Source organism: Actinomadura oligospora ATCC 43269 (assembly GCF_000518265.1).
In the GTDB taxonomy this organism is placed as follows: Bacteria; Actinomycetota; Actinomycetes; order Streptosporangiales; family Streptosporangiaceae; genus Spirillospora; species Spirillospora oligospora.
This window is the reverse complement of record NZ_JADG01000016.1, coordinates 200653-226791: the sequence shown is the minus strand read 5'-3', so window position 1 is coordinate 226791 and position 26139 is coordinate 200653. Positions and strand designations below refer to the sequence as shown.

The 26139-nt window shown below is 72.4% G+C and carries 19 protein-coding genes; 12 read left to right on the top strand and 7 right to left on the bottom strand.

The features are described 5' to 3' along the window. Positions 1–97: 97 nt before the first annotated feature. From P696_RS47895 to P696_RS47890, 6 genes are all read left to right on the top strand, one after another. Positions 98–1774, top strand: a complete 1677-nt coding sequence (locus P696_RS47895; protein ID WP_245627801.1) for a M1 family metallopeptidase — start codon at positions 98–100, stop codon at positions 1772–1774. Between the two features lie 128 nt (positions 1775–1902). Then, positions 1903–3336 (top strand): M1 family metallopeptidase, encoded by a 1434-nt coding sequence (locus P696_RS0124850; RefSeq protein WP_245627800.1) that lies wholly within the window; start codon positions 1903–1905, stop codon positions 3334–3336. Then, positions 3333–4850, top strand: a complete 1518-nt coding sequence (locus P696_RS0124845) for a M1 family metallopeptidase (RefSeq protein ID WP_051468112.1) — start codon at positions 3333–3335, stop codon at positions 4848–4850. Before P696_RS0124850 ends, P696_RS0124845 begins: the two co-directional genes overlap by 4 nt. Positions 4851–4927: 77 nt before the next feature. Continuing rightward, positions 4928–6358 (top strand): M1 family metallopeptidase, encoded by a 1431-nt coding sequence (locus P696_RS0124840; protein WP_026414447.1) that lies wholly within the window; start codon positions 4928–4930, stop codon positions 6356–6358. Between the two features lie 95 nt (positions 6359–6453). Then, positions 6454–7416, top strand: coding sequence for an ATP-binding cassette domain-containing protein (locus P696_RS0124835; protein ID WP_245627799.1), 963 nt, complete (start codon positions 6454–6456; stop codon positions 7414–7416). Beyond that, positions 7413–8189 (top strand): ABC transporter permease, encoded by a 777-nt coding sequence (locus P696_RS47890; RefSeq protein WP_034486616.1) that lies wholly within the window; start codon positions 7413–7415, stop codon positions 8187–8189. The genes P696_RS0124835 and P696_RS47890 overlap by 4 nt, the downstream gene beginning before the upstream one ends. Before the next feature lie 44 nt (positions 8190–8233). On the opposite strand, the gene ilvA is transcribed toward P696_RS47890, so the two are convergent. The 3 genes from ilvA to P696_RS0124815 all read right to left on the bottom strand — a co-directional run bounded on the left by ilvA (position 8234) and on the right by P696_RS0124815 (position 11944). Then, the gene (gene ilvA / locus P696_RS0124825; protein ID WP_026414445.1) at positions 8234–9448 is read right to left on the bottom strand and encodes a threonine ammonia-lyase; all 1215 of its coding nucleotides are present in this window, start codon (positions 9446–9448) and stop codon (positions 8234–8236) included. Positions 9449–9731: 283 nt separating this feature from the next. Next, on the bottom strand, positions 9732–10781 hold the full coding sequence (locus P696_RS0124820) for an ROK family protein (RefSeq protein ID WP_342669037.1): 1050 nt from the start codon (positions 10779–10781) through the stop codon (positions 9732–9734). Next, positions 10778–11944 (bottom strand): FIST signal transduction protein, encoded by a 1167-nt coding sequence (locus tag P696_RS0124815; RefSeq protein ID WP_026414443.1) that lies wholly within the window; start codon positions 11942–11944, stop codon positions 10778–10780. The genes P696_RS0124820 and P696_RS0124815 overlap by 4 nt, the downstream gene beginning before the upstream one ends. Before the next feature lie 151 nt (positions 11945–12095). On the opposite strand from P696_RS0124815, the gene P696_RS0124810 reads away from it, so the two are divergent. After that, complete coding sequence (locus P696_RS0124810) at positions 12096–13484, top strand: sigma 54-interacting transcriptional regulator (protein WP_026414442.1); 1389 nt, start codon at positions 12096–12098, stop codon at positions 13482–13484. A gap of 27 nt (positions 13485–13511) precedes the next feature. Further along, the gene (locus tag P696_RS0124805) at positions 13512–15545 is read left to right on the top strand and encodes a vWA domain-containing protein (protein WP_026414441.1); all 2034 of its coding nucleotides are present in this window, start codon (positions 13512–13514) and stop codon (positions 15543–15545) included. 194 nt (positions 15546–15739) lie between these two features. On the opposite strand, the gene P696_RS56185 is transcribed toward P696_RS0124805, so the two are convergent. Then, positions 15740–15877 (bottom strand): hypothetical protein, encoded by a 138-nt coding sequence (locus tag P696_RS56185; RefSeq protein WP_170026572.1) that lies wholly within the window; start codon positions 15875–15877, stop codon positions 15740–15742. A 334-nt stretch (positions 15878–16211) separates the two neighbouring features. On the opposite strand from P696_RS56185, the gene P696_RS0124795 reads away from it, so the two are divergent. Beyond that, positions 16212–16757: a hypothetical protein gene (locus P696_RS0124795; RefSeq protein ID WP_026414439.1), complete on the top strand. Its 546-nt coding sequence runs from the start codon at positions 16212–16214 to the stop codon at positions 16755–16757. A 67-nt stretch (positions 16758–16824) separates the two neighbouring features. Here the strand turns inward: P696_RS0124795 and P696_RS47885 are convergent, their stop codons facing one another. Together P696_RS47885 and P696_RS0124785 are read right to left on the bottom strand one after the other, a co-directional pair. Then, positions 16825–17940 carry an alpha/beta hydrolase gene (locus tag P696_RS47885; protein ID WP_245627798.1) on the bottom strand — a complete coding sequence of 372 codons (1116 nt, stop codon included), beginning with the start codon at positions 17938–17940 and terminating at the stop codon, positions 16825–16827. 176 nt (positions 17941–18116) lie between these two features. Then, a complete protein-coding gene (locus tag P696_RS0124785; protein ID WP_034486613.1) occupies positions 18117–19283 on the bottom strand; it encodes a cystathionine gamma-synthase in 1167 nt (388 codons plus the stop codon). Positions 19284–19457: 174 nt separating this feature from the next. Here P696_RS0124785 and P696_RS0124780 point away from each other — a divergent pair, with 174 nt between their 5' ends. After that, positions 19458–21632 carry an MMPL family transporter gene (locus P696_RS0124780; protein ID WP_026414436.1) on the top strand — a complete coding sequence of 725 codons (2175 nt, stop codon included), beginning with the start codon at positions 19458–19460 and terminating at the stop codon, positions 21630–21632. Positions 21633–21879: 247 nt separating this feature from the next. Here the strand turns inward: P696_RS0124780 and P696_RS0124775 are convergent, their stop codons facing one another. Continuing rightward, the gene (locus tag P696_RS0124775) at positions 21880–23262 is read right to left on the bottom strand and encodes a cystathionine beta-synthase (protein ID WP_026414435.1); all 1383 of its coding nucleotides are present in this window, start codon (positions 23260–23262) and stop codon (positions 21880–21882) included. Positions 23263–23448: 186 nt separating this feature from the next. Between P696_RS0124775 and P696_RS0124770 the strand changes: the two genes are divergently transcribed. Further along, a complete protein-coding gene (locus P696_RS0124770; RefSeq protein WP_034486611.1) occupies positions 23449–24462 on the top strand; it encodes an SGNH/GDSL hydrolase family protein in 1014 nt (337 codons plus the stop codon). 157 nt (positions 24463–24619) lie between these two features. Further along, on the top strand, positions 24620–26017 hold the full coding sequence (locus tag P696_RS0124765) for an outer membrane protein assembly factor BamB family protein (RefSeq protein WP_034486764.1): 1398 nt from the start codon (positions 24620–24622) through the stop codon (positions 26015–26017). The last annotated feature ends 122 nt before the right edge of the window (positions 26018–26139 follow it).

Below are 26139 nucleotides of genomic sequence, written 5' to 3'. Positions count from 1 at the left end.
GCGCGGCTTCCGGCCGTCCCGCCGGTGAGTGGCCGGTCCGGGACGGGACGGATGTACGAGTTGCCCAGTCTGCCGCCGGACGGGCAGGCTGGGTCCCGTGCCCCAGGACGCCCGCTCCCCCCAATTCGTCCACTTCTCCCGTTCCGTCCGGCCTGGACGGTCCGCGCCGCTGCTGCGCGGCATCGCTGGACTGGCGGCATGCGCGCTGGTCGCGGGCTGCACGGTGTCGATCCGCAGCGGCGACAAGGGCTCCGGCCCGACGACCGGGAACGCCACGAACGCTCCGAGCGGCCTCGGCACGATCGGCGACCCGTACACGCCCGGTGACGGCAACGCCGGTTACGACGTCCAGCACTACGGGCTGAAGCTGACGATCGTCCCGGAGAACGAGGCCAGGCAGCTGGACGGCACGGCGGAGATCACGGCCCTCGCGACGCAGCGCCTCACCGAGTTCGACCTGGACCTGACCGGCCTCACGGTCGCCGAGGTCAGGGTGGACGGGCAGCCCGCCAAGTACCGCCGGGACGGCTCGGAGCTGGCCGTCCAGCCTCCCAAGGCCCTGGAGAAGGGCGCGAGGTTCGTCACGGCCGTCCGGTACTCGGGGACGCCGCAGCCCGTCCAGGACAAGGTGCTCGGCAAGTACGGCTGGATCCGCACCCGCGACGGGGTGTTCGTCGCGTGCCAGCCGAGCGGCGCGCACACCTGGTTCCCGAGCAACGACCACCCGAGCGACAAGGCCACGTTCGACATCCAGGTCAGCGTCCCGGAGGGACTGACCGCGATCTCGAACGGCGAGCCGACGTCAGGGACCGTCCCCCGTGGTGGGGGCGACGGGTCCGGCGGCGGGAAGCCGGGCGGACCGGACGCGCCGTCCGTCCCTGACGGGCCGCCACCCGGCGGTGGTCCCGGCGGTGGTCCGGGGAACGAGCCCGGCCCCGGCCGGCCGCCGACCTCGCCGGAGCCGACCGTCACGACGATCGCCTACAAGAACGGTTCTCACCAGCGGCGGGCGATGTCGACGACGTCCTGGCACGTGGCGCAGCCGATGGCGACCTACCTCGCCACCGTGGACGTCGGCCGCTTCGACGTGCGGCGCGGCCGGACGCCCGGCGGCATCCCGTACCTCACGGCCGTCGACCCGACCGTCCCCGGGCCGGGCGCGGACGCTATCGCCTCCAAGACCGCGCAGATCACCGACGCGTGGGCCAAGCTGTTCGGGCCGTACCCGTTCTCGTCCACGGGCTCGATCATCGACGACGCGGACGTGGACTTCGCGCTGGAGACCCAGACCCGGCCGGTGTACGGCTCGTTCGGCCCGGACGAGACGATCATGGCTCACGAGCTGGCGCACCAGTGGTTCGGCGACAGCGTCAGCGTGGCGCGCTGGAAGGACATCTGGCTCAACGAGGGCTTCGCCACCTACGCCGAGTGGATGTGGGGGCAGCGCGGCGGCGGGCCGTCGGTCCAGCAGCGGTTCGACCGGCTCTACGAGCAGGGCGGCGCCGAGCTGTGGGGCGTCCGGATCGGCGACCCGGGCCGCACCGACCTGTTCGGACGCGCCGTCTACGACCGGGGCGGGATGACCCTGCACGCGCTGCGCACGAAGGTCGGCGACACGACGTTCTTCAAGATCCTCCGCGCCTGGACGGCCGCCAAGCGCGGCTCGAACGGCACGACCCCGGAGTTCGTCGCGACCGCCGAGCGCGTCTCCGGCCAGAAGCTCGGCCCGTTCTTCGACGCCTGGCTGTACCAGCCGCACCGTCCGGCACGCTGACCCGGCCTGGCGGCGTCCGGCCTGGGAGGGCGGGCAGCGTCCGAGGGCGGTGAACGGGCGGCAAGGGCTGGTCAAAGACCCGGCCTAGCGGCGGGACGGGGATGCCCGCGCCGTCCACTCTGGGACGGGTGAACGGTCGACGAGCACGTGCGGCGCGGTGGCGGCTGGTCGCGGCGGTCACCGCCGCGACGTCGGCGGCGGCCCTGCTCGCGAGCGCCCCCGGCCCCGCGGACGCGACGCGCGCGGACACGGGGGTGAGCGGCACGTCCGGTTCGTCCGGACTCGGCGACTCCTACTTCCCCTCGGCGGGCAACGGCGGCTACGACGTCGAGCACTACGACGTGGCGCTGGCGTACGCGGGCCGCGCGTCCGGACGGGTCGACGCGACCGTCACCGTCACCGCGACCGCGACGCAGCCGCTCGCCCGCTTCGACCTCGACTTCCGGGGCCCGAAGGTCTCCGCGATCACCGTGGACGGCAAGCCCGCCACGTTCACCCGGAGCGGCCAGGAACTGGTGGTGACGCCGTCCGCCGCCCTCGCCAAGGACGCGCGGTTCACCACGGTCGTCCAGTACGCGGGACGTCCCAAGCCCCTCAAGGACGGCTCGCTCGGCACCTACGGGTGGATCCCGTCCAAGGACGGCGCGGTCGCGCTCGGCGAGCCGGACGGCACCCCGACCTGGCTCCCCGTCAACGACCATCCGCGCGACAAGGCCACCTACGACTTCCACATCACCGTCCCGTCCGGGCTGCGGGTCCTGGCGAACGGGACGCCCGGCCAGGTCGTGAAGAAGGGCGCGACGACCACCTACGACTGGTCCGAGACCTCCCCCATGTCCCCCTACCTGGCCATGATCGCGATCGGGAGGTTCACGGTCAGGAGGACGACCGCGGGCGGCATCCCGGTGATCACGGCCGTCGACCCGAGGTACGCGGGGAACGCGCGGAAACTGGAGCGGACGACCGTGGCGGCGATCCGGTGGGCCGTGAGGAAGTTCGGCCCCTACCCGTTCGCGACGGCGGGCGGCGTCATCGACGACCCCAGCCTCGACTACGCGCTGGAGACCCAGGAGCGCCCGGTCTACGGCGGTTTCGTCCCGGACGACATCTTCATCGTGCACGAGCTGGCGCACCAGTGGTTCGGCGACGCCGTCGGCCTGCACGACTGGAAGGACATCTGGCTCAACGAGGGCCTCGCCACCTACGCCGAGTGGATGTGGACCGCGCGCGGCGGCGGGGACTCCACGAGGAAGACCTTCAAGCGGTACTACTCCCAGCCCGGCGGCTCCCCGGTGTTCGCCCCTCCGCCCGGCTCCCCCGCCCGCCGCGACATGTTCGGTTTCTCGGTGTACGTCCGGGGCGCGATGACCCTGGAGGCGCTGCGCGAACGCATCGGCGGCGGGAACTTCGACCGGCTGGTGCGGACGTGGGCGGCGCGCGATCGCACCGTCCCGGTGACCACCGCCGACTTCGTCGCGCTGGCCGAGAAGATCTCCGGCCGGAAGCTGGACCGGCTGTTCAGGGTCTGGCTCTACCAGAAGGGCAAACCGAAGAAGTGGTGACCAAACGGGCGGCGACGGTGCTGCTGATGTCCCCGATCATGGCGTGCACTCCGGTCGCCGGCGCGGGTGCCGGTGCGGGCTCCGGTATCGGCGTGGGATTCCGGACGCCCGCGCCGAGTTCCCCCGCCGGACCGCAGTTCACGCCCGGAACGGCGGGCGCCGGGGACCCGTACTTCCCGGAGGCGGGGAACGGCGGCTTCGACGCCGCCCACTACGACATCGCCCTCGCCTACCGGCCGAAGGGCAGGCGGATCACCGCGACGACGACGGTCACCGCGACCGCGACGCAGAACCTGTCCCGGTTCGACCTCGACTTCGTCGGCAACACGATCTCCGACCTGCGCGTGGACGGCCGTCCCGCGACCTACACGCGGCAGGGCCAGGAGCTCGTGATCACGCCGCCCGCCGGGATCCCGAAGGGCGCCCGGTTCGCCGTCACGGTGCGGTACTCGGGCAGGCCGCGCGTCCTCCAGGACCCGATCCTCGGCAGGACGGGCTGGCTGCCCACCAAGGACGGCGTCATCACGCTGTCGCAGCCGACCGGGTCCGAGACGTGGTTCCCGCTGAACTCCCATCCGTCCGACAAGGCCACCTACGCGTTCCACGTGACGGTCCCGAAGGGGTTCGGCGCGGTCGCGAACGGCGAACCCCACGGGACGGTCCAGAAGGGCGCGAACAGCACGTTCACGTGGTCGTCGACGCGTCCGATGGCGAGCTATCTCGCCATGGTCGCGATCGGGAAGTACATCGTGCGGGACGGACGGACGCCGAAGGGCGTGCGCTCGATCAGCGCGGTCTCCACCACCCTCGACGGCGCGCCGGTGACCAAGATCAAGGGCAGGGCCGCGGCCGGAGGCAGGGCCAAGGGACGGCGCGGGGGCGGCGTCGCGGGCATGGCGGACCGGCTCCAGACCACCACCGCACGCGTCACCGACTGGGAGAGCTCCCTCTTCGGGCGGTTCCCGTTCGACTCGACCGGCGGCGTCGAGGGGGCCATCGATGTCGGCTACTCGCTGGAGACCCAGGACCGGCCCGTCTACCACGGGGACGCCGAGCAGCTGCTGGTCGTCCACGAGCTGGCGCACCAGTGGTTCGGCGACAGCGTCAGCCTCGCGCGCTGGAAGGACATCTGGCTGAACGAGGGCTTCGCGACCTACGCCGAGTGGCTCTGGCAGGAGCAGCACGGCGGCCCGACCGCCCAGCACTCCTTCGACGAGGCGTACAAGCGGCCCGCGTCCGACGCCGCCTGGAAGCGCGAGACCGGCGACCCCGGCCGCGACCAGCTGTTCGCGTTCTTCCCCGTCTACACACGCGGCGCGATGACGCTGCACATGCTGCGGAAGACCGTCGGCGACCGCACGTTCTTCAGGATCCTGCGGACGTGGGCGCACGACCGCGCGCACAGCACCGGCACCACGCAGCAGTTCGTCGCGGTCGCCGAGCGGGTCGGCCACCGGAACCTCGGCCCGATGTTCGACGCCTGGCTCCATACGTCGGGCAAGCCGCGAATTTGAGATCGTTTCGCGCTTGATCACACGGTGACGGCAGGGAAATTCTGGGGCGGACGATTTCCCTCGCAAGGATGAGGCGCATGAGCAGAGTCCCCAGAGCGCTCACGACCACCGCCGTCACCGCCGGCCTCGCGCTGGCCGCCACCCTGGCCGCGGCGCTGCCCTCGGACGCCGCGCCGCCCCGGTTCACGCCCGGCGCCGCCGGCGCGGGCGACCCCTACTTCCCCGAGATGGGCAACGGCGGGTACACGCCGATCCACTACGAGATCGGCCTGAAGTACGACCCGGCGACCAAGGGCATCGACGCCGTCACGTCCGTCCAGGCGCGCGCCACGCAGAACCTCTCCCGGTTCGACCTGGACTTCCAGGGCCTCACCATCAAGAACCTCACCGTGGACGGGCGCAGGGCGTCCTACACCCGGCAGGGCACCCAGGAGCTGGTGATCACACCGCCGAAGGGGCTGCGCAAGGGCAAGCGGTTCACGGTCACGGTCGCCTACTCGGGCGTCCCGCAGACCATCAACGACCCCGCGCTCGGCGTCTCCGGCTGGGCCCCGACGGCCGACGGCGGGCTCATGCTGAACCAGCCGATCGGCGCCGCCACGGTCTATCCCGTGGACGACCACCCGACCGAGAAGGCCACCTACGGCTTCACCCTCACCGCGCCCGCGGGCCTCACCTCCATCACGAACGGCGACCTGGTCGGCAAGCGCTCCCGCGGCGGCTGGACGACCACCCGCTGGGTCATGGACCAGCCCATGGCCAGCGAGCTCGCGATGATCGCGATCGGGAAGTACGACGAGGTCAGGGGCCGGACGGCGACCGGCCGCCCGAATCTGACCTACACCGACGTGAACTTGAGGATCCCGGCGGACAAGGCCCGCCAGTTCAACACCCAGACGGCGCAGATCGTCGACTGGGAGTCGTCCCTCTACGGCCGCTACCCCTGGTCGTCCACGGGCGGGATCACGGTCGCCGCGAAGGTCGGCTACGCGCTGGAGACGCAGGGCCGTCCGGTCTACGACCTGTACCGGCGCCCCGGGACCGTCCCGTCCGGCTCGCTGCTCGCGCACGAGCTCGGCCACCAGTGGTTCGGCGACAGCGTCGCGCCGTACCGCTGGTCCGACATCTGGCTGAACGAGGGCTTCGCCACCTACTCCGAGTGGCTCTGGCAGGAGAAGTTCACCAACACGCCAATCGAGAAGAACTTCCAGGACGTCTACTCCACGGCCGCCACCGACGACCTGTGGAAGGGCGTCGTCTCGAACCCGGGACGCGACCACATCTTCGACGCGCTGGTCTACGACCGCGCGGGCGCCGCGATCCACGTCCTGCGCAAGCAGATCGGCGACCGGGCGTTCTTCCGGCTCCTGCGCACGTGGCAGAGCGTCCACCGCGGCGGCACCGGCTCCACCGCCCAGTTCGTCCGGCTCGCCCAGCAGGTCTCCCACAAGGACGTCTCCAAGTGGGCCCACGACTGGATCTACAGCGAAGGAAAGCCGTCGCTGTAGGTGTGATCGGAGGGCGGCCCACGATGGTGGGCCGCCCTTTACATAACTCCTGGTAGGCGTACGGTCGCCCTATGATGTTGCCTCTAGGGGGCAACGTGAGCGAGAACGTGATCGTCGCCGAGGGGCTGGTCAAGCGGTTCGGGAAGGTCCACGCCGTGAGCGGGGTGGACCTCGCCGTCCCGGCGGGGACGGTGCTCGGCATGCTCGGGCCGAACGGCGCGGGCAAGACCACCATGGTGCGGATGCTGACCACGCTGCTGCGCCCGGACGGCGGTCGGGCCCTGGTCGGCGGGCACGACGTGGTGGCCGAGCCGAACGCCGTCCGCACCATCATGGGACTGTCCGGGCAGTACGCGGCCGTGGACGAGTACCTCACCGGACGCGAGAACCTGGACATGTTCGGCCGCCTCTACCACCTGCCGAAGCGGGAGGCGGCGGCGCGGGCGGACGAGCTGCTCGACCGGTTCCGGCTCACCGACGCCGCCGACCGGCCCGCCAAGACCTACTCCGGCGGGATGCGCCGCCGCCTCGACCTGGCCGCGGCGCTGGTCGTCCGGCCGAAGATCATCTTCCTGGACGAGCCGACCACCGGCCTCGACCCGCGCGGCCGGATGGGCATGTGGGAGATCATCCGCGCCCTGGTCCGGGACGGCGCGACGCTGCTGCTCACCACGCAGTACCTCGAGGAGGCCGACGAGCTCGCCGACGACATCGTCATCATCGACCACGGCACGGTGATCGCGCGCGGCACGTCCGACCAGCTCAAGGCGATGGTCGGCGGCGAGCGGGTGCAGTTCACCGTGCCGAGCCCGGCGGCGGTCAGCAGGGCCGCGGCGGCCGTCCTCGGGGTCACCGGCGAGGATCCCGAGGTCGACGAGGAGACCAGCACGGTGTCCGCGCCCGTCCGGGAGGGCACGCGCAGCCTGGTCGCCGTCGTGAACGCCCTGGACGGCCTCGGCATCGAGGCCCACGACGTCGGGCTGCGCCGTCCCACCCTGGACGAGGTGTTCCTCGCGCTCACCGGCCACAAGGCGGAGGAGGAGGCGGTCGAGGCGTGAGCTACGTGCTCTCCGACGGCTGGGAGATGACCAAGCGGCACCTGCGGCAGGTCCCGCGCATCCCGGAGCTGCTGTTCTTCTCGCTGATCCAGCCGGTCATGTTCGTGCTGCTGTTCCGGTACGTGTTCGGCGGCGCGCTCCGGATGCCGCCCGGCGTGGACGCCGTCCAGTACCTCATGGTCGGGATCTTCGCCCAGTCCATGACGTTCGCGACCGCCGGGATCTCCACCGGGCTCGCCGACGACATGCAGAAGGGCCTGATCGACCGGTTCCGCTCGCTGCCGATGGCGCGCTCGGCGGTCCTGGTCGGCCGGATGGGCTCGGACCTGGTCCGCAACATGTTCGTCGCGGTCGTCATGGTGCTCGTCGGGCTGCTGGTCGGATTCCGGTTCACCGGCGGGTTCTGGGGGGCGCTCGGCGGGTTCGGGATGTTCGCGGCGACCGTCCTGGCGTTCGGGTCGATCGGCGCGTGGATCGGGCTGTCGGTGCGCAACGCCGAGGCCGCCAACATCGCGGGGATCATCTGGCTGTTCCCGCTGACCTTCACCAGCAACGCGTTCGTCCCGCTGGAGACGATGCCGGACTGGCTGCGCGCGTGGGCCCAGGTCAACCCCATCACCAAGATCGTGAACGCCACGCGCGGGCTGTTCATCGGCCCGCCCGTCTTCCACCCCTTCCCCGCCGTGTGGCAGGCGCTGGCCTGGTGCGGGGGGCTGATGGTCGTGTTCGGGTTCCTGGCCGTCCGCCAGTACCAGCGCGCCAACTCCCGCTGACCGCCCCCGCCCCCGCCCGCGCCGGAGACCTTGCGGACGCTCGGTCAGCCGCCGATGGTGAGGGTGTAGCCGCGTTCGCGGAGGCGGCGGGTGACCTCTTCGCTGTGCTCGGTGCCGCGCGTCTCCAGCTGGAGCAGCACCTCGGCCTCCTCGACGGGGAGGCGGGCGGCGACGCGCTCGTGCACGACGTCCAGCACGTTCACGCCGAACCCGGCGAGCTCGCTGAGAAGCGTGACCAGCGCGCCCGGACGGTCCTTCAGGCGGCAGCGGACGACCAGGTACCGGCCCGCGCCCGCCAGGCCGTGCCGCAGGACCTTCGCCATGAGCAGCGGGTCGATGTTCCCACCGGACAGGATCGCCACGACCGGCGTCCGGACGGCGTAGGAGTGCTCCAGCAGCGCCGCGACGCCCGCCGCGCCCGCCGGTTCGACGACCTGCTTGGCACGCTCCAGGCAGAGCAGCAGGGCCTGCGAGATGGACTCCTCGGTCACCGTCACGACGGCGTCGAGCAGCTCGCTGACCAGCTCGTACGTCAGGTCGCCCGGGCGGCCGACGGAGATCCCGTCGGCCATCGTCGGCTGGAGGTCGATCCGCACCGGGTGCCCGGCGGCCAGCGACGCGGGGAACGCGGCGGCGCGCTTGGCCTGCGCCCCGACGATCTTGACCGGATGGTCGGCGGCCTGCTTGATCGCGGTCGCGACGCCCGACATCAGCCCGCCGCCGCCGACCGCGCCGACGACCGTCCGGACGTCCGGGCACTGCTCGAGGATCTCCAGGCCGATGGTCCCCTGCCCGGCGACCACGTCCTGGTGGTCGAACGGGTGGATGAACACCGCGCCGCGCTCCTCGGCGTACTCGGCGGCGGCCTCCAGGCAGTCGTCCACGGTCGGGCCGGGGAACACCACCTCGGCGCCGTAGCCACGGGTCGCGGCGACCTTCGGCAGTGGCGCGCCCACCGGCATGAACACCGTGGCCTTCGCGCCGAGCATGGACGCGGCGAGCGCGACGCCCTGCGCGTGGTTGCCGGCGCTGGCCGCGACGACGCCCCGCGCCCGTTCCTCCTCGGTGAGCCGGGCGATCCGCACGTACGCGCCGCGGATCTTGAACGATCCGGTGCGCTGGAGGTTCTCGCACTTGAGCAGGACCGGGCCGCCGATCGCCTCCGACAGCGCGCGGGAGGGGATCAGCGGCGTCGGCACGGCGACGGCGGAGAGCAGCTCACGCGCGTCCTGGACGTCTTTGAGCGGGACGGTGACCACCCCCGCATCCTGCCACGCGCCCCACCCCCAGCAGCACCCCGGATGATCGTTCTTCTTCGATCACCTCCGCACCGGGCCGCAAGGGAACGGTCGAGTCGCCCCGGGCGGGGCCTCGGGCACCCCCTGGCATCCCAGGGCCCTCGACGATCAGCCTTCAGCCTGGGGACCGCCTGCGGCGGTCAGCCGAGGGACCGCGCACCGACGATCAGCCGAGGGACCGTGCTCCGGCGGTCAGTCGGCGGACCGCGCACCGACGGTCAGTCGGCGGACCGCGCACCGACGGTCAGTCGGCGGACCAGTACTTGGTGGCTTCGAAGACGAGGGCCGCGGCGCCGACCAGGCCGGCGGTCTGGCCCAGGGCGGCGGGGACGACGCTGACCCTGCGGGCGTAGTCCATGCGGGCGTGGGTGCGGAGGGTCTCCTCCAGGGGGTCGAACACGAGGGCGCCCGCCTGGGAGATGCCGCCGCCGATCGACACGACCTCCAGGTCGCAGAGGTGGGTCGCGGACGCGATGGCGAGGCCGAGGGCCCGGCCCGCGCGGCGCATCGCGGCCTGGGCGACGGGGTGGCCCCGGCGGGCGTCGGCGGCGAGGGCGACGCCGGTGGTGCCGGGCCAGCCCTGTTCGCGGGCCCAGTCCACCAGGGCGGGGCCGCGGGCGACGGCCTCCAGGCAGCCGCGGCCGCCGCAGCCGCAGGGCGGGCCGTCGGGGTCGACGATGATGTGGCCGATGTGCCCGGCGTTGCCGCTCGCGCCGTCGATGAGGTGGCCGTTCAGGATGAGGCCGCCGCCGACGCCGGTCGACACGACCATGCCGAGCATGTTGTCGCGGCCCCGGCCCGCGCCGCGCCAGTGCTCCCCGATCGCCAGGCAGATCGCGTCGTTGTGGACGCGGACGGGCATCCCCGGGTAGGTCTCGCTCAGCCGGTCGCGGAGCGGGAAACCGCGCCAGGCGGGGATGTTCAGCGGGGAGACGTGCGCGTCCGGCCAGGTCATGGGGCCGCCGCAGCCGACGCCGACACCGGCGAGGTCGGGCCCGCCCGCCTCGGCGAGCAGCTTCTCCAGCAGCGCGGCGAGCGTGCGCCACAGGCCCTCGGCGTCCATCGCCGGGTTGTTCGGCGTCGGGACGCGGTCGTACACGGCGATCCGCCCGCCCGGCTCCACAACGGCGGCGGCGAGCTTGGTGCCGCCGATGTCGATCGCGAGGACGGGCGCGTCGGCGTCCCGGTCCGGGACGGCCTGGGGGGACGTCTCCGGGACGGGCGCGGGCACCGCCGCGAGGACCTCCCCGGTGGCCGTCTCCACCGACGGGCGCGGGACGAGCGTGCTGGTCACTGGTCGTCTCCCGTGGGTCCGAAGGCGAGGATGGACGCGGTGAAACCGTGGACGTGGTTGCGTCCGCCGACCGGCCCGATCTCGCCCGCGGCGAAGAACCCGCCGACGCCCGCCGCGCCGCCGAACGCGCGGTGCAGCAGCTTCGCGTCGTGGTCGGAGTCGGGGAACATGGCCTGGCCGCGCCCGTTGCAGGAGAACAGCAGCGCGCCCTCGACGTCCGCGAGGTCGAAGCGCTCGAGCAACGCGGCGAGGTCGGCGTCGGCCGCGTCGGCGTCGCGCACCTGGAACCGGACGGTGCGTCCGATGTCGACCACGTCGCCGATCGCGATGGCGCCGGTGTCCTCGTCGGCGCCGACGACGCCCCGGACGAGGAAGTCGCCCTGCTCGTGCTCGTCGGCGTACTCGTCCATCGCGACGCCGATCAGCAGGCCGCGGCCGGCGAGCTCCTGCTCGTCCGGCGGCAGGGCGAGGACGACCTCCTCCAGCTTCGACAGCGCGGGGGTGCCCGCCAGCTCGTAGAGGACGTTCTCGTCGGCCTTGGTCACGACCATGTCCGGGCCGATGGGACGGGCGCCCTGGCTGACCACGGTCGCCGCGCTCACCGCCCCGCCGAGGACGACCCCGACCGCGCCCTCGCCGAACGCCTCGCCGTTGACGAACACCCGGGCGGCGCCGCGTTCGGGACCGTCCGCCAGGCCGCCGACCAGCGGCAGCCCCGGCATCGCCTCGCCGGACCGCTCGACGAACGCGTCGACCGGGAAGCTGAAGGGGTCGGCGAGCAGCACGCCCACCACGTCGTCGTCGCCGCTCTCGGGCATGCCGACGACGATCAGCCGGTCCTCGGCCCTCAGGGTCTCCAGGCGGAACGGCGTCAGCCGCGCGTCCGGCAGCACCCCGGCCCAGGCGCTGACCGCGCCGCGCCCCTCGACGCCGCGGCCCCCGCCGATCACCCCCGCCGCCGAGCAGCCGAGGAACACCCGCGCCCCCGCCGTCTCGTGCGCCCGGCGGGCCGCGGACTCGACCTCGTCCGGATCTCCGCCGGAGACGAAGACGCAGACCAGGTCGGGTGCGGCGGACAGTTCCGCGCGGGCCTGCCGGACGGCGGTCTCGGCCGCCTCGGTCAGGTCCGGGCCGAACGCCAGCCCGTCACCGAATCGGGCCATCGGTCCCCCCAATCTCCTACGGTCACCTTCCAGTCTCCCCGTTCCACCGGGTGCGACGCGAACCCCGGGCCGCCTGTGGATAACCCGGGGGCCCCGGACGTGCTGCCACAAAGGGGTTCCGGACGGCCGAAGGCGACGTAGGGTCGGTCGCGTGCGTGCATCCACACCTCGCGAGAGCACCCTGGGCGAGCTGCGCACCAGCGGCCACCAGTACGAGACCGTGAAGGAAGAGATCCACCGGAACCTGCTGACCCGGCTGAGATCCGGGCAGCCGAGGTTCCCCGGCATCGTCGGCTTCGACGACACCGTCCTGCCCCACCTGGAACGGGCCCTGCTGGCCGGGCACGACCTGGTGCTGCTGGGCGAGCGGGGCCAGGGCAAGACCCGGCTGATCCGCACGATCGCCGGCCTCCTGGACGAATGGACCCCCGTCGTCGGCGGCTGCGAGATCAACGACCACCCGTACGCGCCCGTGTGCGTGCGCTGCCGCCGCCTGGCGGACGAGCTCGGCGACGCCCTCCCGGTCGCCTGGCTGCACCGGGACGACCGGTACGGCGAGAAGCTGGCCACCCCCGACACCTCCGTGGGCGACCTGATCGGCGACGTCGACCCGGTGAAGGTGGCCGAGGGGCGGACGCTGGGCGACCCCGAGACCGTCCACTTCGGCCTCGTCCCGCGCACCAACCGGGGCGTGTTCGCCGTGAACGAGCTGCCCGACCTGGCCGAACGCATCCAGGTGTCGCTCCTGAACGTCCTGGAGGAACGGGACGTCCAGATCCGCGGCTACGCGCTCCGGCTGCCCCTGGACGTGCTGCTCGTCGCGTCCGCCAACCCCGAGGACTACACCAACCGCGGCCGCATCATCACGCCGCTGAAGGACCGGTTCGGCGCGGAGATCCGCACCCACTACCCGATCGAGCTGTCCGACGAGCTGGACCTGGTGCGCCAGGAGGCCGAGCTCGGCGCGGGCGTCGAGGTCCCCGAGCACCTGCTCGAGGTCGTCGCCCGGTTCACCCGGCTCGTCCGGGAGTCGACGGCGGTGGACGCCCGGTCCGGCGTGTCGGCGCGGTTCGCGCTGGCCGGGGCCGAGACGGTCGCGGCCGGTGCGGTCCGGCGCGGCGCCCTCGCCGGGGAGGACCGCGCGGTCGCCCGCGTCTGCGACCTGCCCGCCGTCGTCCCGACGCTGATGGGCAAGGTCGAGTTCGAGGTCAGCGAGGAGGGCCGCGAGCAGGAGGTGCTGGAACACCTGCTGCGCCGCGCGACCGCCGAGACCTTCCGGCGGACGCTCGGCGGAGCCGACCTGGCCGGCCTCCTGGACAAGTTCGACTCGGGCGAGACGGTCGAGTCGGGCGAACTGGTGTCCGCCGAGGAACTGCTGCGCCGCACCGGCCCGGTGCCCGGCCTGGGGAAGATCGTCGAGCGGCTCGGCATGTCCGGGGAGTCCCCCGGCCAGGCCGCGGCCGCACTGGAGTTCGCGTTGGAGGGGCTGTTCCTGACCCGGCGCCTGTCGAAGGACGACACCGGCACCTATTCGTTGTGACACAGCCCGTGACCCTTTGAGGTTGGCATGAGCCGTTACCGGTACGGGGCGTACACCGAGGGCCCGGACCCGCTCGCCCCGCCCTACGACGTCCGGGAGGCGCTGGACGCGCTCGGCGACTCGGTGCTGGAGGGCACCCGGCCCGGCGACGCGCTGCGCGAGCTGCTCCGCCGCGGCCTGCCGAACGACGCCCGGAACCGGCGCGGGCTGGACGACCTGCTCCGCGAGGTCCGCCAGAGACGGCGTGAGCTGCGGCGACGCGGCCGGGTGGACGGCACGCTGGAGCAGGTCCGCGCGCTGCTCGACACCGCGATCGGGCAGGAGCGCGCCGAGCTGTTCCCCGATCCGTCCGACGACGCGCGCCTGCGTGAGGCCGAGCTGGACGCGCTGCCGTCCGACACCGCGCAGGCCGTCCGGCGGCTGTCGGACTACCGGTGGCGCTCGGACGCCGCCCGCGAGACGTTCGAGCGCCTCAAGGGCCTGCTGCGCAGCGAGATCCTGGATTCCCAGTTCGAGGGCATGCGGCAGGCCCTCGCGAACCAGGACCCGGCCGCCATGGAACGCGTCCGGGACATGATGGCCGCGCTCAACGACATGCTCGACAGGGACGCGCGCGGCGAGCACACCCAGGAGGACTTCGACCGGTTCATGCGGGAGTACGGCGAGTTCTTCCCGGAGAACCCGTCCGACCTGGAGGAGCTGGTCGACTCGCTGGCCCGCCGCGCCGCCGCGATGGACCGGCTCATGGCGTCCCTGACGCCCGAGCAGCGCGCCGAGCTGTCCGGGCTGATGGACCAGGTCATGCGGGACGCGGGCCTCTCCCTGGAGATGACCCGGCTGTCGGAGTCGCTGCGCGCCCGCCGTCCCGACCTGGCCTGGGGCACGCCCGAGCAGATGACCGGGGACGAGCCGCTCGGCATGGGCGACGCCACCGGCGCGCTCGCCGAGCTCGCCGACCTGGCCGAGCTGGAGACCTCGCTCGGCCAGGACTATCCGGGCGCCCGGCTGGACGACGTCGACGAGGAGGCCGTCCGGCGCGCCCTCGGCCGGTCCGCGGTCGACGATCTCGCGGCGCTGCGGCGGCTGGAGGCCGAGCTCGAGCGGCAGGGTTACCTGCAGCGGCGCCGGGGGGAGCTCGAACTGACCCCGAAGGCCGTCCGGCGGCTCGGCGAGACCGCGCTTCGGCGGGTGTTCTCGCAGCTCACGGCGGGACGGTCCGGCGACCACGACCGGCACGACGCGGGCCAGGCGGGCGAGCTGACCGGCTCGACGCGCGAGTGGCGGTTCGGCGACGAACAGCCCCTCGACGTCGTCCGGACGGTCTCCAACGCCGTCCGGCGCTCCGCCATGACACCCGCCGCGCCCGCCGGGTCCGCTGACTCCCCCGTGCCCGCCGGATCCGCGGCGGCCGGGTCGGGTGGCAGGCTGCGCGCGGTGAAGCTCAGCGTGGACGACTTCGAGGTCAAGGAGACCGAGCGGCGCAGCGCCGCCGCCGTCTGCCTGCTGGTCGACCTCTCCTACTCGATGGTGCTGCGCGGCACCTGGGCCGCCGCCAAGCAGACCACGCTGGCCCTGCACACCCTCGTGACCAGCAAGTTCCCGCAGGACGCCATCCAGATCATCGGGTTCTCCAACTACGCCCGCGTGCTGCACCCGACCGAGATGGCGGGCCTGGACTGGGACATGGTCCAGGGCACCAACCTGCACCACGCCCTGATGATCGCCGGACGGCACCTGGACCGGCATCCCGACTTCGAGCCGATCGTCCTGGTGGTCACCGACGGTGAGCCGACCGCCCACCTGCGCCCGGACGGCCGGTCCTGGTTCGACTACCCGCCGTCCGCCGACACCCTCGTCCTCACCACGGCCGAGGTGGACAAGATGACCCGGCGCGGCGCCGCGCTGAACTTCTTCATGCTCGCCGACGACCGCCGCCTGGTCGCGTTCGTGGACGAGGTGGCCCGCCGCAACGGCGGCCGGGTCTTCGCGCCCGACGCCGACCGGCTCGGCGAGTACGTCGTCAGCGACTACCTGCGCGTTCGCCGCGGCGGAGGCCGCTGAGCCCCGGGCCGTCGTTGGACGCGGCTTTGCCGAGGAACAGGATTACCCGCCGATCACACCGGGGAGTCAATACGCGGAGTGAACATTAGGGCACCCTGAGTGCCATCGGAGGGGAAATAGTGACGACGTACCGACGACCGCTCCTCGGCGTGATCGCCGCCGGATTCGGCGCTGCCGCCATGATCGCGCTCGGCTCAGGATCGGCGCTCGCCGACGAAACGCCCATGCCCATGGGACACCACCACATGCATCACCACATGCATCACCACATGCATCACCACATGCATCACCACATGCATCACCACGGCCACCATCACATGCACCACATGCACGGCATGCACGGCATGGGCCACTGGGGCTGCCCGCCCGGCCCGATGAAGGACGGGGGCCACTGCCAGCCTCCGCAGCCTGCGCCGCAGCCTGCGCCGCTGCCTTCCACGCGCTAACGGGGATGCCCCATTCGGCCGGTTCCGCCTAGCGCGCCCGGCCGGGCGGCCGCCCGGCGCTCCCGCGCCGGGCGGCCTCCACTGTTTCCGGCCCCGCATCCCCCGGCCCACTTCCCCGGGCCCACACTTTCTCCGGGCCGCCGTGCCGATCATGCCGTCCGCGGGTCCGGATGACTTCAGGGTCCCCGCCGTCCGGATCCCCGCAGGTTAGGGTCGGGGCATGTCGAGTTCCGACCGCCTGCTGCTGATCCTGCACATCGGTTCCGCGATCTTCACCCTCGGACCGCTCACGGCCGCGACCATGGCCACGCCGCGTTACATCCGCAAGCGGGACGTCGCGATCCTCCGGTACCTGAACCGGACGACGGCGATCTACGCCTTCGGGTCGCTGGCCGTCTTCCTGTTCGGGCTGATCCTCGCCAAGGGCGACTTCGCCAAGGTCTGGCTTTCGGCGTCCATGACGCTGTTCATCGTGGCGCTCGCCCTGCTGTTCCTGGTGGAGCGCGACCAGCGCAAGGCCGTCCGCCTCCTGCTGGAGGCCGCCGCCGAGGCGCCCGCCACGGCCGCGGCCGAGACCGCCGGGACCGCCTCCGAGGTCAAGGCCGACGAGAAGCCCAAGGACAAGGCCAAGCACAAGGGGAAGGGTGAGCCGACGGCCGTCCCGTCCGACGACGTCGCCGCCGTCGAGCGCGGACGCATCGCCGCGTTCTCCGGGGTGATCGCCCTCATCTGGATCGTCATCCTGATCATGATGGTGTGGCACTGACCCGCCCCACGGACGACGAAGGGCCGCGCTCGGATGCGCGGCCCTTCGTCGTCGGTGTTCGCGTCCGTCAGGCGGTGCGGGCCTTCAGCCAGGCCAGCAGCGTCGGGTAGACGGTCGGGTCGATCAGCAGGGCGCCGCCGTGCATGCGGCCCTGGACGGTCTTGACCGTGACCGGCACGCCCGCCGTGCGCAGCGCGCCCGCGAGGGCGGTGCTCTGCGTCGCCGGGACGAAGTCACGGGCGCTGTGGAAGAGCAGCATCGGGGCGTCCCCGCGCGAGACGTGGGAGGCGGCGTTCGCGTCGTCCAGCTTGTTCCAGCAGGAGGTGACGGCGCCGCCCGGCTCGCAGCCGACGAGCTTGTCGACCGCGCCGCGCAGCTTGCGCTGGGAGGCCGTCGCGTCCATGGCTCCGCCGTCCTGGAAGGCCAGGTAGGGCGTGTTCACCGGGGAGAGCGCGGCCACGCCGCGGACCCGCCTGGCGCCGTCGTCCAGGGTGCCGAGCTGGGTCGCGAGCAGCCCGCCCGCGGACGACCCGAGCACCGCGACGCGGCTCGGGTCGAGGTTGAAGGACGTGGCGTGCTTGCGCACGAAGGCGAGCGCCGCGAGCGAGTCGTCGCGCTGCGCGGGCCACTTCGCGGTGGTCGCCAGCCGGTAGTTCGCGGCGAACACGGTGAAGCCCTGCGCGGTGAGGCGGCGCGCGAGGTACTTCCAGGACCCCTTGTCGCCCTCCAGCCAGTAACCGCCGTGCAGCAGGAAGACGCCGGGACGGGCCTTGGCCTTCTTGTTCTTCTTGTCCTTGGGGTTCGCGGCCTGCCAGTAGACGTCCACGCGCTGCCGGGCGTTCTTGCCGTAGGCGAACGTCCTGAACTTCGGCAGCTTCGGCGTGACCATGACGGCCTTGCCGGTCACGGTGGCGCTCGGGTCGGCGCCGGGCGTGCCGGACGGCGTGGTCGTCGGCGAGGACGTCCCGGTGGACGGGGTCTCGGAGGGCGTGCCCGTCGGCGACGGGTTGCCGCCCGCGTCGTCGTTCTCCGGCCCGGACGGGGGCGGGAACGTGGGCGGGGAGACGGGCCCGAGGGTCGTCCCGGGGGTGGGGAGCGGGGACGCGTCCGCGTTCCCCGGCACCGACGCGGCGGACACGCACGCCGCGGCGAAGGCCGCGCCGCCGACCAGAACTCTGCGCACTCCAACCCCTTTCGGACACCCGCTTCCGGGCGATCCCGGGCACATCATACGACTTTGATCATCCGCGCGACCGGTCCCCGGCCCACCTTCACGGCGAGCCGGGGAACCACCTGCGCCTTCGCGCCGAAGAAGATCGGCGCGAAGGCGCGACGAAAGGCGCGGCGGCGTGGGGGTGATCAGCCGAGCGCGCGCTCCAGGTCGGCGAGCAGGTCGGCCGAGTCCTCGATGCCGACCGACAGCCGGACCAGGTCGGACGGGACCTCCAGCGGCGACCCGGCCGCGGACGCGTGCGTCATCCGGCCCGGGTGCTCGATCAGCGACTCGACGCCGCCGAGGGACTCGCCGAGCGTGAACAGCCTGGTCGCCTCGCAGATCCGGACGGCGTCCTCCTCCGACCACGTGCGGAACGAGATCATGCCGCCGAACCGCCGCATCTGCTTCACCGCGACGTCGTGGCCGGGGTGGTCCGGCAGGCCGGGGTAGAGCACCTGCTTGACGGCGCGGTGCGAGGTCAGCATCTCGACGACCTTCTCGGCGTTGTCGCAGTGCCGGTCCATCCGGACGCCGAGGGTCTTGATGCCGCGCAGCGTCAGCCAGGCGTCGAACGGCCCGGCGACCGCGCCCATCGAGTTCTGGTTGAACGCCAGCCGCTCGCCGAGCTCGGCGTCGCGGACGGCGAGCGCGCCGCCGACCACGTCCGAGTGCCCGCCCATGTACTTGGTCGTCGAGTGGACGACGATGTCGGCGCCCAGCGTCAGCGGCTGCTGCAGGTAGGACGACGCGAAGGTGTTGTCGACCACCAGCAGCGCGCCCGCCTCGTGCGCGACGGCCGCGAGCGCGGCGATGTCGGAGATGCCGAGCAGCGGGTTGGTCGGGGTCTCCACCCACACGATCTTGGTCTCCGGGCGCATCGCGGCCCGCACCGCCGTGACGTCCCCCAGCGGGACGGGGTCGTAGGAGACCCCCCACGGCGCCGCGACCTTCGCGAACAGCCGGTAGGTGCCGCCGTAGGCGTCGTTCGGGATGACCACGTGGTCACCGGGGCGCAGCAGCGTCCGCAGGATCGTGTCCTCGGCGGCCAGGCCCGACGCGAACGCCATGCCGCGCGTCCCCGCCTCGATCGCCGCGACGCACTCCTCCAGCGCCGTGCGGGTGGGGTTGGCGGAGCGCGAGTACTCGTACCCGCCGCGCAGCCCGCCGATGCCGTCCTGCTTGTAGGTGGAGACCTGGTAGATCGGCGGGACGACCGCGCCCGTCGTCGGGTCCGGCTCCTGTCCGGCGTGGATCGCCAGCGTCTCGAACCCCTGCTCAGGGATGTTGCCCTGGGGAACCTCGTTGTCCATAGGCACGAGGTTATCCACCCCGCCCCCCTCCCAGAGGATGAGGCCATCCCCCCCAGGTATGGGCCGCCATTTCGGCTCACCGGGTGACCAAACCGGCGCTCGCGATCTCTACCGTTGGAGAGGTAATCGCGACCCCCATCCCTCCCGTCTCGGCCCTACCTGAAGGACGCTTGCATGTTCGCACGGCTCGCGCGCTTCGTCGTGAGACATCCGTGGTACACGATCGTGGCCTGGTTGATCATCGGCGTTCTGGTCGTCTTCCTCGCGCCCGGCGCGAAGAAGAAGTCCGACCAGAAGGACTTCATGCCCTCCAAGTACGAATCGATCCAGGCCACGAAGGTGCTGTCGGAAGCCTTCCCGCAGCACGAGGACGCCACCGCGTTCGTGGTCGTGAAGCGCACCGACGGCGCGCCCATCACGCCCGCCGACTCGGCCAAGGTGACGGCCGCGGCCAAGGCGCTGACCGACAAGCACTACAAGTCCGTCCAGGGCTTCATGGCCGGTCCGCAGACCCTGGCGCCGAACAAGGCCGTGCAGATCATCAGCGTCCCGATGACCGGGACGGACAGCAAGGCGCAGAAGGCCCAGGGCCAGGCCATCAAGGACATGCGCAAGGACATCCCGTCCGTGCTCGGGTCCGGCCTGACGGCGAAGGTCGGCGGTGACACGGCCGCCTTCACCGACAACGAGAAGTCGTTCGCACAGTCGATGGCGATCGTGTCGGGCGCGACGTTCATCCTGATCATCGGCCTGATCCTGCTGATCTTCCGGGCGCCGTTGGCGGCACTGCTGCCGATCCTGGTGATCATGTTGACCGAGGTCGTCACGACCAAGCTGATCGGCCTGGCCTCGCACCTGCTGAACTTCTCGACCGACGACAGCCTCCAGATCATCCTGACGATCGTGTTGTTCGGAGTCGGCGCCGACTACTACCTGTTCGTCCTGTTCCGGTACAGGGAACGCCTGCGCGCCGGAGAGGACAAGAAGACCGCCCTGATCACCGCGGTCGAGCGGGTCGGCGAGGTCATCACCTCCGCCGCCGCGGCCATCGCCGCGACGTTCCTGGTGCTCATGCTCGCGTCGTTCGGCCTGTTCGCCGCCTGGGGTCCGTCGCTGGCCATCGCCGTCGTGGCCATGGGCATCACCTCGCTGACCCTCGTCCCGGCGCTGCTGTCGCTCCTCGGCACGGCGACGTTCTGGCCGTCCAAGTCCTGGAAGAAGCAGCCGAAGGCCCGCGCCTCGGTCAGCCTCGGCAAGTTCGTCGGCGGCCGTCCGCTGATCGTGGCCCTCGGCACCGGCGCGCTCATGATCGCGCTCGCGGCGGGCGCGTTCTCCTTCAAGGCCGACTACGACTTCCAGTCCGGCTTCCCGCAGAACACCGAGTCGGCGCAGGCCGCCAAGGACATGCAGAAGGGCTTCCCGCCCGGCCTGACCACCCCGGTCCAGGTGCTGCTGAAGTCCACCGACGGCGGGGCCGTCCCGAAGACCTCGGTCGCCGAGTTCCGTGAGAAGGCCAAGACGCTGCCGGGCGTCGGGACCGTCCAGCCCGGGGTGCCGAGCGCCAAGGGCGACGTCGTCCGGGTGGACCTCCTGTTGAAGCAGAACCCGAACGACAACGCCTCGATCACCCTGGTCAAGGACAAGCTCGGCCCCGCGGCGCACAAGATCACCCCGGCGGGCACCAAGCTGTACGTCGGCGGCGCGACCGCGATCTACAGCGACATGAACAAGGTGGTCAACCGCGACCTGTCGGTGATCCTCCCGGTCGCCGCCGCGCTGATCGCGCTGATCCTGCTGGCGCTGCTCCGCTCGATCGTCGCCCCGCTCTACCTGGTGCCTGCGGTGCTGCTCGGCTTCGCCGCCACCATGGGCGCCTCGGTGTTCGTCTTCCAGGGCATCCAGGGCACAGAGGGCGAGATCTTCCACCTGCCGATCATGCTGTACCTGTTCGTGCTGGCCATCGGCACGGACTACAACATCCTGATCACCGCACGGCTTCGTGAGGAGGCCAAGGAGGGCCACGAGCCCCGCCGCGCCGCCGCGCTGGCCGTCCAGCACAGCGGCCCGACGATCGCCGCCGCCGGTCTCATCCTGGCCGCGACCTTCTCGGTGATGCTGCTGGCCAAGGTGTCGATGCTCCAGCAGATGGGCTTCTCCATCGCGATGGGCATCGCCCTGTCGGCCTTCGTCATGGCGCTGTTCCTGGTGCCGAGCATCACGGCCCTGCTGGGCCGCGCGGCCTGGTGGCCGGGCCACGGCGGCACCGCCCGCCGCGCGCCCGTCCAGGCCGCGCCGCCGCAGGACCCGATGGCCGACAACCCGTACGCCCCGACGGGAAGCCGCTACTAGAAGACGTCGGGACGCGCGCCGGGACTATCCAAGCCGCCCACACCCCCCGGCGCGCGCCCCGACCCAGGGGAAGACCAAGGCCCCGGAAACCCCACGGTTTCCGGGGCCTTGTCGTGCCCGCCTCCCGGGGCCCTCTCCTCGGCAGGGTCTCCGTTCATGCGAACGGCCCTCCCTCTTTCGAGGGAGGGCCGTTCTACGTCGTGGGGGCCAGGGCGTCGGCGGAGGGCCGGACGTTCCGGATCCTCGATCAGTGGGCCGCCAGGAAGGCGATGAGGTCCTGCCGGGTGATGAGGCCCTTGGGCTTGCCGTCGACGAGGACGACGGCGGCGCCGGACTTCTCCAGGATGGGGACGGCCTTGGTCACCGGCTCGCCGGAGCCGATGGTCGGCAGGGGCGCGGCCATGTGCGACTCGACCGGCTCGGAGAGACGGCCGCGGTCGCGGATCAGCAGGTCGAGCAGGTCGGACTCGCTGACCGAGCCGATGACCTCGGCGGCCATGACCGGCGGCTCCTCCTTCATGACGGGGAGCTGCGACACCTCGTACTCGCGCATGATCGCGACGGCGGTCTGGACGGACTCGTGCGGGTGGGTGTGCACGAACTCGGGAAGCGCGCCGCCCTTGCGCATGAGCACCTCGCCGACCGTGGCCTCCTCGGTCGGGGCCGCCAGGAAGCCGTAGTTGCTCATCCAGTCGTCGTTGAAGATCTTGGAGAGGTAGCCACGGCCGCCGTCCGGGAGCAGGACGACGATGACCGCGTCGTCCGGGGCCTCCTCGGCGACGCGGAGGGCCGCGACGACCGCCATGCCGCAGGATCCGCCGACCAGCAGCGCGTCCTCGCGGGCGAGGCGGCGCGTCATGGTGAAGGAGTCCTTGTCGGACACGGCGATGACCCGGTCGCAGATGTCGCGGTCGTAGGTCTCGGGCCAGATGTCCTCGCCGACGCCCTCGGTGAGGTAGGGACGGCCCGTCCCGCCGGAGTAGACCGAGCCCTCGGGGTCGGCGCCGATGATCTGGACGCGCCCGCCGGAGATCTCCCTGAGGTAGCGGCCGGTGCCGCTGATCGTCCCGCCGGTGCCGATGCCCGCGACGAAGTGCGTGATGCGGCCCTCGGTCTGCTCCCAGATCTCCGGGCCGGTCGTCTCGTAGTGCGAGCGCGGGTTGTTCGGGTTGGTGTACTGGTTCGGCTTCCAGGCGCCCTCGATCTCGGCGGCGAGCCGGTCCGACACCGAGTAGTAGGAGTCGGGGTGCTCGGGCGAGACCGCGGTCGGGCAGACCACGACCTCGGCGCCGTAGGCGCGCAGGACGTCGATCTTGTCCTTGGCGACCTTGTCCGGGCAGACGAAGACGCACCGGTAGCCGCGCTCCTGCGCGACGATGGCGAGGCCGACGCCGGTGTTGCCGGAGGTCGGCTCCACGATCGTCCCGCCGGGCTTGAGCTGCCCGGACTTCTCCGCGGCGTCGATCATCCGGACCGCGATGCGGTCCTTCACCGAGCCGCCGGGGTTGAAGTACTCGACCTTGGCGAGCACCTGCGGCCCGGACGGCCGGGTGATGCCACGGGTCACGTTGCGCAGCCGGACCAGCGGCGTGTTGCCCATCAGTTCGACGAGCGAGTCATGCACCTGCATCGCGACATCCTTGTCGTGATCAACGAAGCGAAATCTGGATGACATCCCAGCACGGCAGTGTTTACCGAAGCAGGAGGGAATACGGTTCCGGATAGTTTCCGGTTCCCGACGGTAGCCCAGTTGGACGTGGCCGGGCATCTCCACCCTACGGGGGCGAGTGCCCTGCTCTGACGGAGGGTGACGACGATGGCGGGAGCGTTCACCGCGCGGCGTGTCGCGGCCGCGGCGGCCTACGGCGGCGGCGGGATCACCGCGTTGAGCGGGATCACGGTCGGCCTGGTGATGGTGGAGGTCCGGTTCGCCCGGCGGATCATCCAGGCCACGCCGAACGGCGATCCGCCGCGGGCGGACGGCGTGTACGGGGCCCGGCTGCCGGGCGAACCGCTGACGTTCGCGATGCTCGGCGACTCGACGGCCGCGGGCCTGGGCGTCCACTCCCCCGGCGAGACCCCGGCGGCGCTGCTGGCGGACGGGCTGTCCTCGATCGCGGGAAGTCCCGTCCTGCTGGTCAACGTCGCCAGGTCCGGCGCGCGCTCCGAGGCCCTGGAGGACCAGGTCGAGCGGGCGCTGGCCGCCTCACCGCAGATCGCGGTGATCATGGTCGGCGCGAACGACGTGACCTCGCGGGTGCGCTCCGCCGACGCCGTCCGGCACCTGGCGCGGGCGGTCGAGCGGCTGCGCGAGGCGGGCAGCGAGGTCGTGGTCGGCACCTGCCCCGACCTCGGCTCGGTCAAGCCGCTGATGCAGCCGCTGAAGTGGATCGCGCGGCGCGCCAGCCGGCAGCTCGCCGCCGCCCAGACGATCGCCGTCGTGGAGCGCGGCGGACGCTCGGTCTCCCTCGGCGACCTGCTCGGACGCGAGTTCGCCGCCGATCCCGCCGGGATGTTCAGCGCGGACCGCTACCACCCGTCCGCGCGGGGTTACGCGGCCGCCGCGATGGCCATGCTGCCGTCGATGGCCGCGGCCCTCACCCTCGAACCCGACCTGGATCCGCTGCCGGACGCGCGGCGCGGCGAAGGCGTCCTGCCGGTCTACCTGGCCGCCGCCGAGGCCGCCGAGAAGCCGGGGACCGAGGTCAGCGGCGCGCGCGTCGGCGGTCACGACCGGGGTCCGCGGGGCCGCTGGGCCACGCTTCTCCGTCGCGCCCGGCGCGTCCGCCGCTCGCCGTCGGAGTCCGCCGCCGAGTCCCACGCCGCCTGACCTCGCGCTGGGGGTCGGAGCCCGGCGATGCGCGCCGGGGGCGGGGTTCTCGGGGAGTTCGAGAAACCGCCTCCGGTGTGTGTTCGCACTGCTACGTTCCGCACTGATTCGGTCCGTCCGGTGTGGGAGTGAGGGTGCCGCCATGGGCTCGTGCGGGATGCGGAAGGCGCGTTGGGGCGGGGCGGCGGCGGTGTGCGCGGTGTGCGCGGCGCTCGCGGGGTGTTCCGGCGGCGCTCCCGACGCGATGGGGTCGCAGGGGTGGTCGGCGCCGGGGCTGGACGTGGTGAGCAAGGCCGAGGTCCGGGACGGGATCGCGGCGGTGACGGCGCTGCGTCCGGACGGCGCGCTGGAGACCGACACGTTCGACCTGGCCAGGGGCAAGCGGCTGTGGGCCAGGCCCGCGACGATGCTCGGCCGGACGCCGGGCCAGGGCGTCCAGCCCCCGGCGGTGTCCGGGCGCTTCGTCGCGGCGGTCGAGCCGCGGGGCCGGGGCGGGATCCTCGTCACGCGCGACGCCCGGACCGGCGTGCTGCTCTGGACCAGGGACGTCCGGACGACGTTCGGCCCGCAGGCGTGCGGTCCGATGCTGTGCCTCACCGAGCGGACGGCCGGGAACGACGCCCGTTTCGTGGCGCTCGATCCGTCCGCGAACGGCCGGGAGCTGTGGCGCATGGGCGGCGTCGCCGAGGCCGAGTGGGCGGACGCGTCGCGCGTGGTCGTCCTGCGCATGACGAGGCATCCGTCGCTGGAGGCGCACGACCTGCGCGGCGGCAGGACGCTCTGGACGTACCCGGTCGAGGAGGCCGTCGGGAACGGCGTGAACCTCTCGGGCGGCTGGGCGTTCGGGTCGCCCACGTCGTCTGCGGGGCCTGCGGCGTCCGGGGCCTCCGGGGCGTCTGGGGCGTCTGGGGCGTCTGGGGCGTCTGGGGGGACGCTCGTGGGCTACATCGGCCCCTACCAGGGTGGGCACGGCCAGGCGCCCACGCCGTTCGGGTTCTTCTCGGTGCGGCTCGCGGACGGCGGTCTCGTCTGGACGCGTCCGAGGCGGCTGCGCGTCTACCCAAGCGCCAGCCCCGCGATCTCCCTGATCACGCGCTCGGTCACGACGGACGGCGCGGACGGCGGGTTCGAACGGCTCGACCCCGCGACCGGCCGGACGACCGCGACCGTCCCGGCGGACCGCGCGCCGCGTTCGGCCTGGTCGCTGTCGCTGCCGTCCGACATGAGCCGGATCGGGTTCCTCACCCCGGACCGTCCGGGGCGCGCGGTCGCGCTGGACAACGCGGCGCCGGTCCAGGCGCGCGGGCTGCGCACGTGGTCGTTCTGCGCGGCCCGGCCGTCCCCCCTGAAGATCACCGGACTGCCCGGCTTCTACCCGATCGCCCCGCTCTGCGGCTACGACCTGGGCAGCGGTCGGCGGATCACCGGCCCCGGCGCGCCGCCCGGCTGGTACACCGGCTCGAACGACGGCTGGCGCGTCTGGCGGGACGAGTCCGGCACGCTGCACGCCCTCCACGACGCGAAGGGCAGCGCTCCCGGCATGTACGGTCCCTGACCCACACAGAAGCCGTCGGCCGGTTCGGGACGAAGCGGCGGACCCGGCGTGTGCCCACCCCGGCGGCAGCGGCTAGATTGCGGAGGTGACCGGCGAGTAACCAGACCGCCGGCCGGTACGAG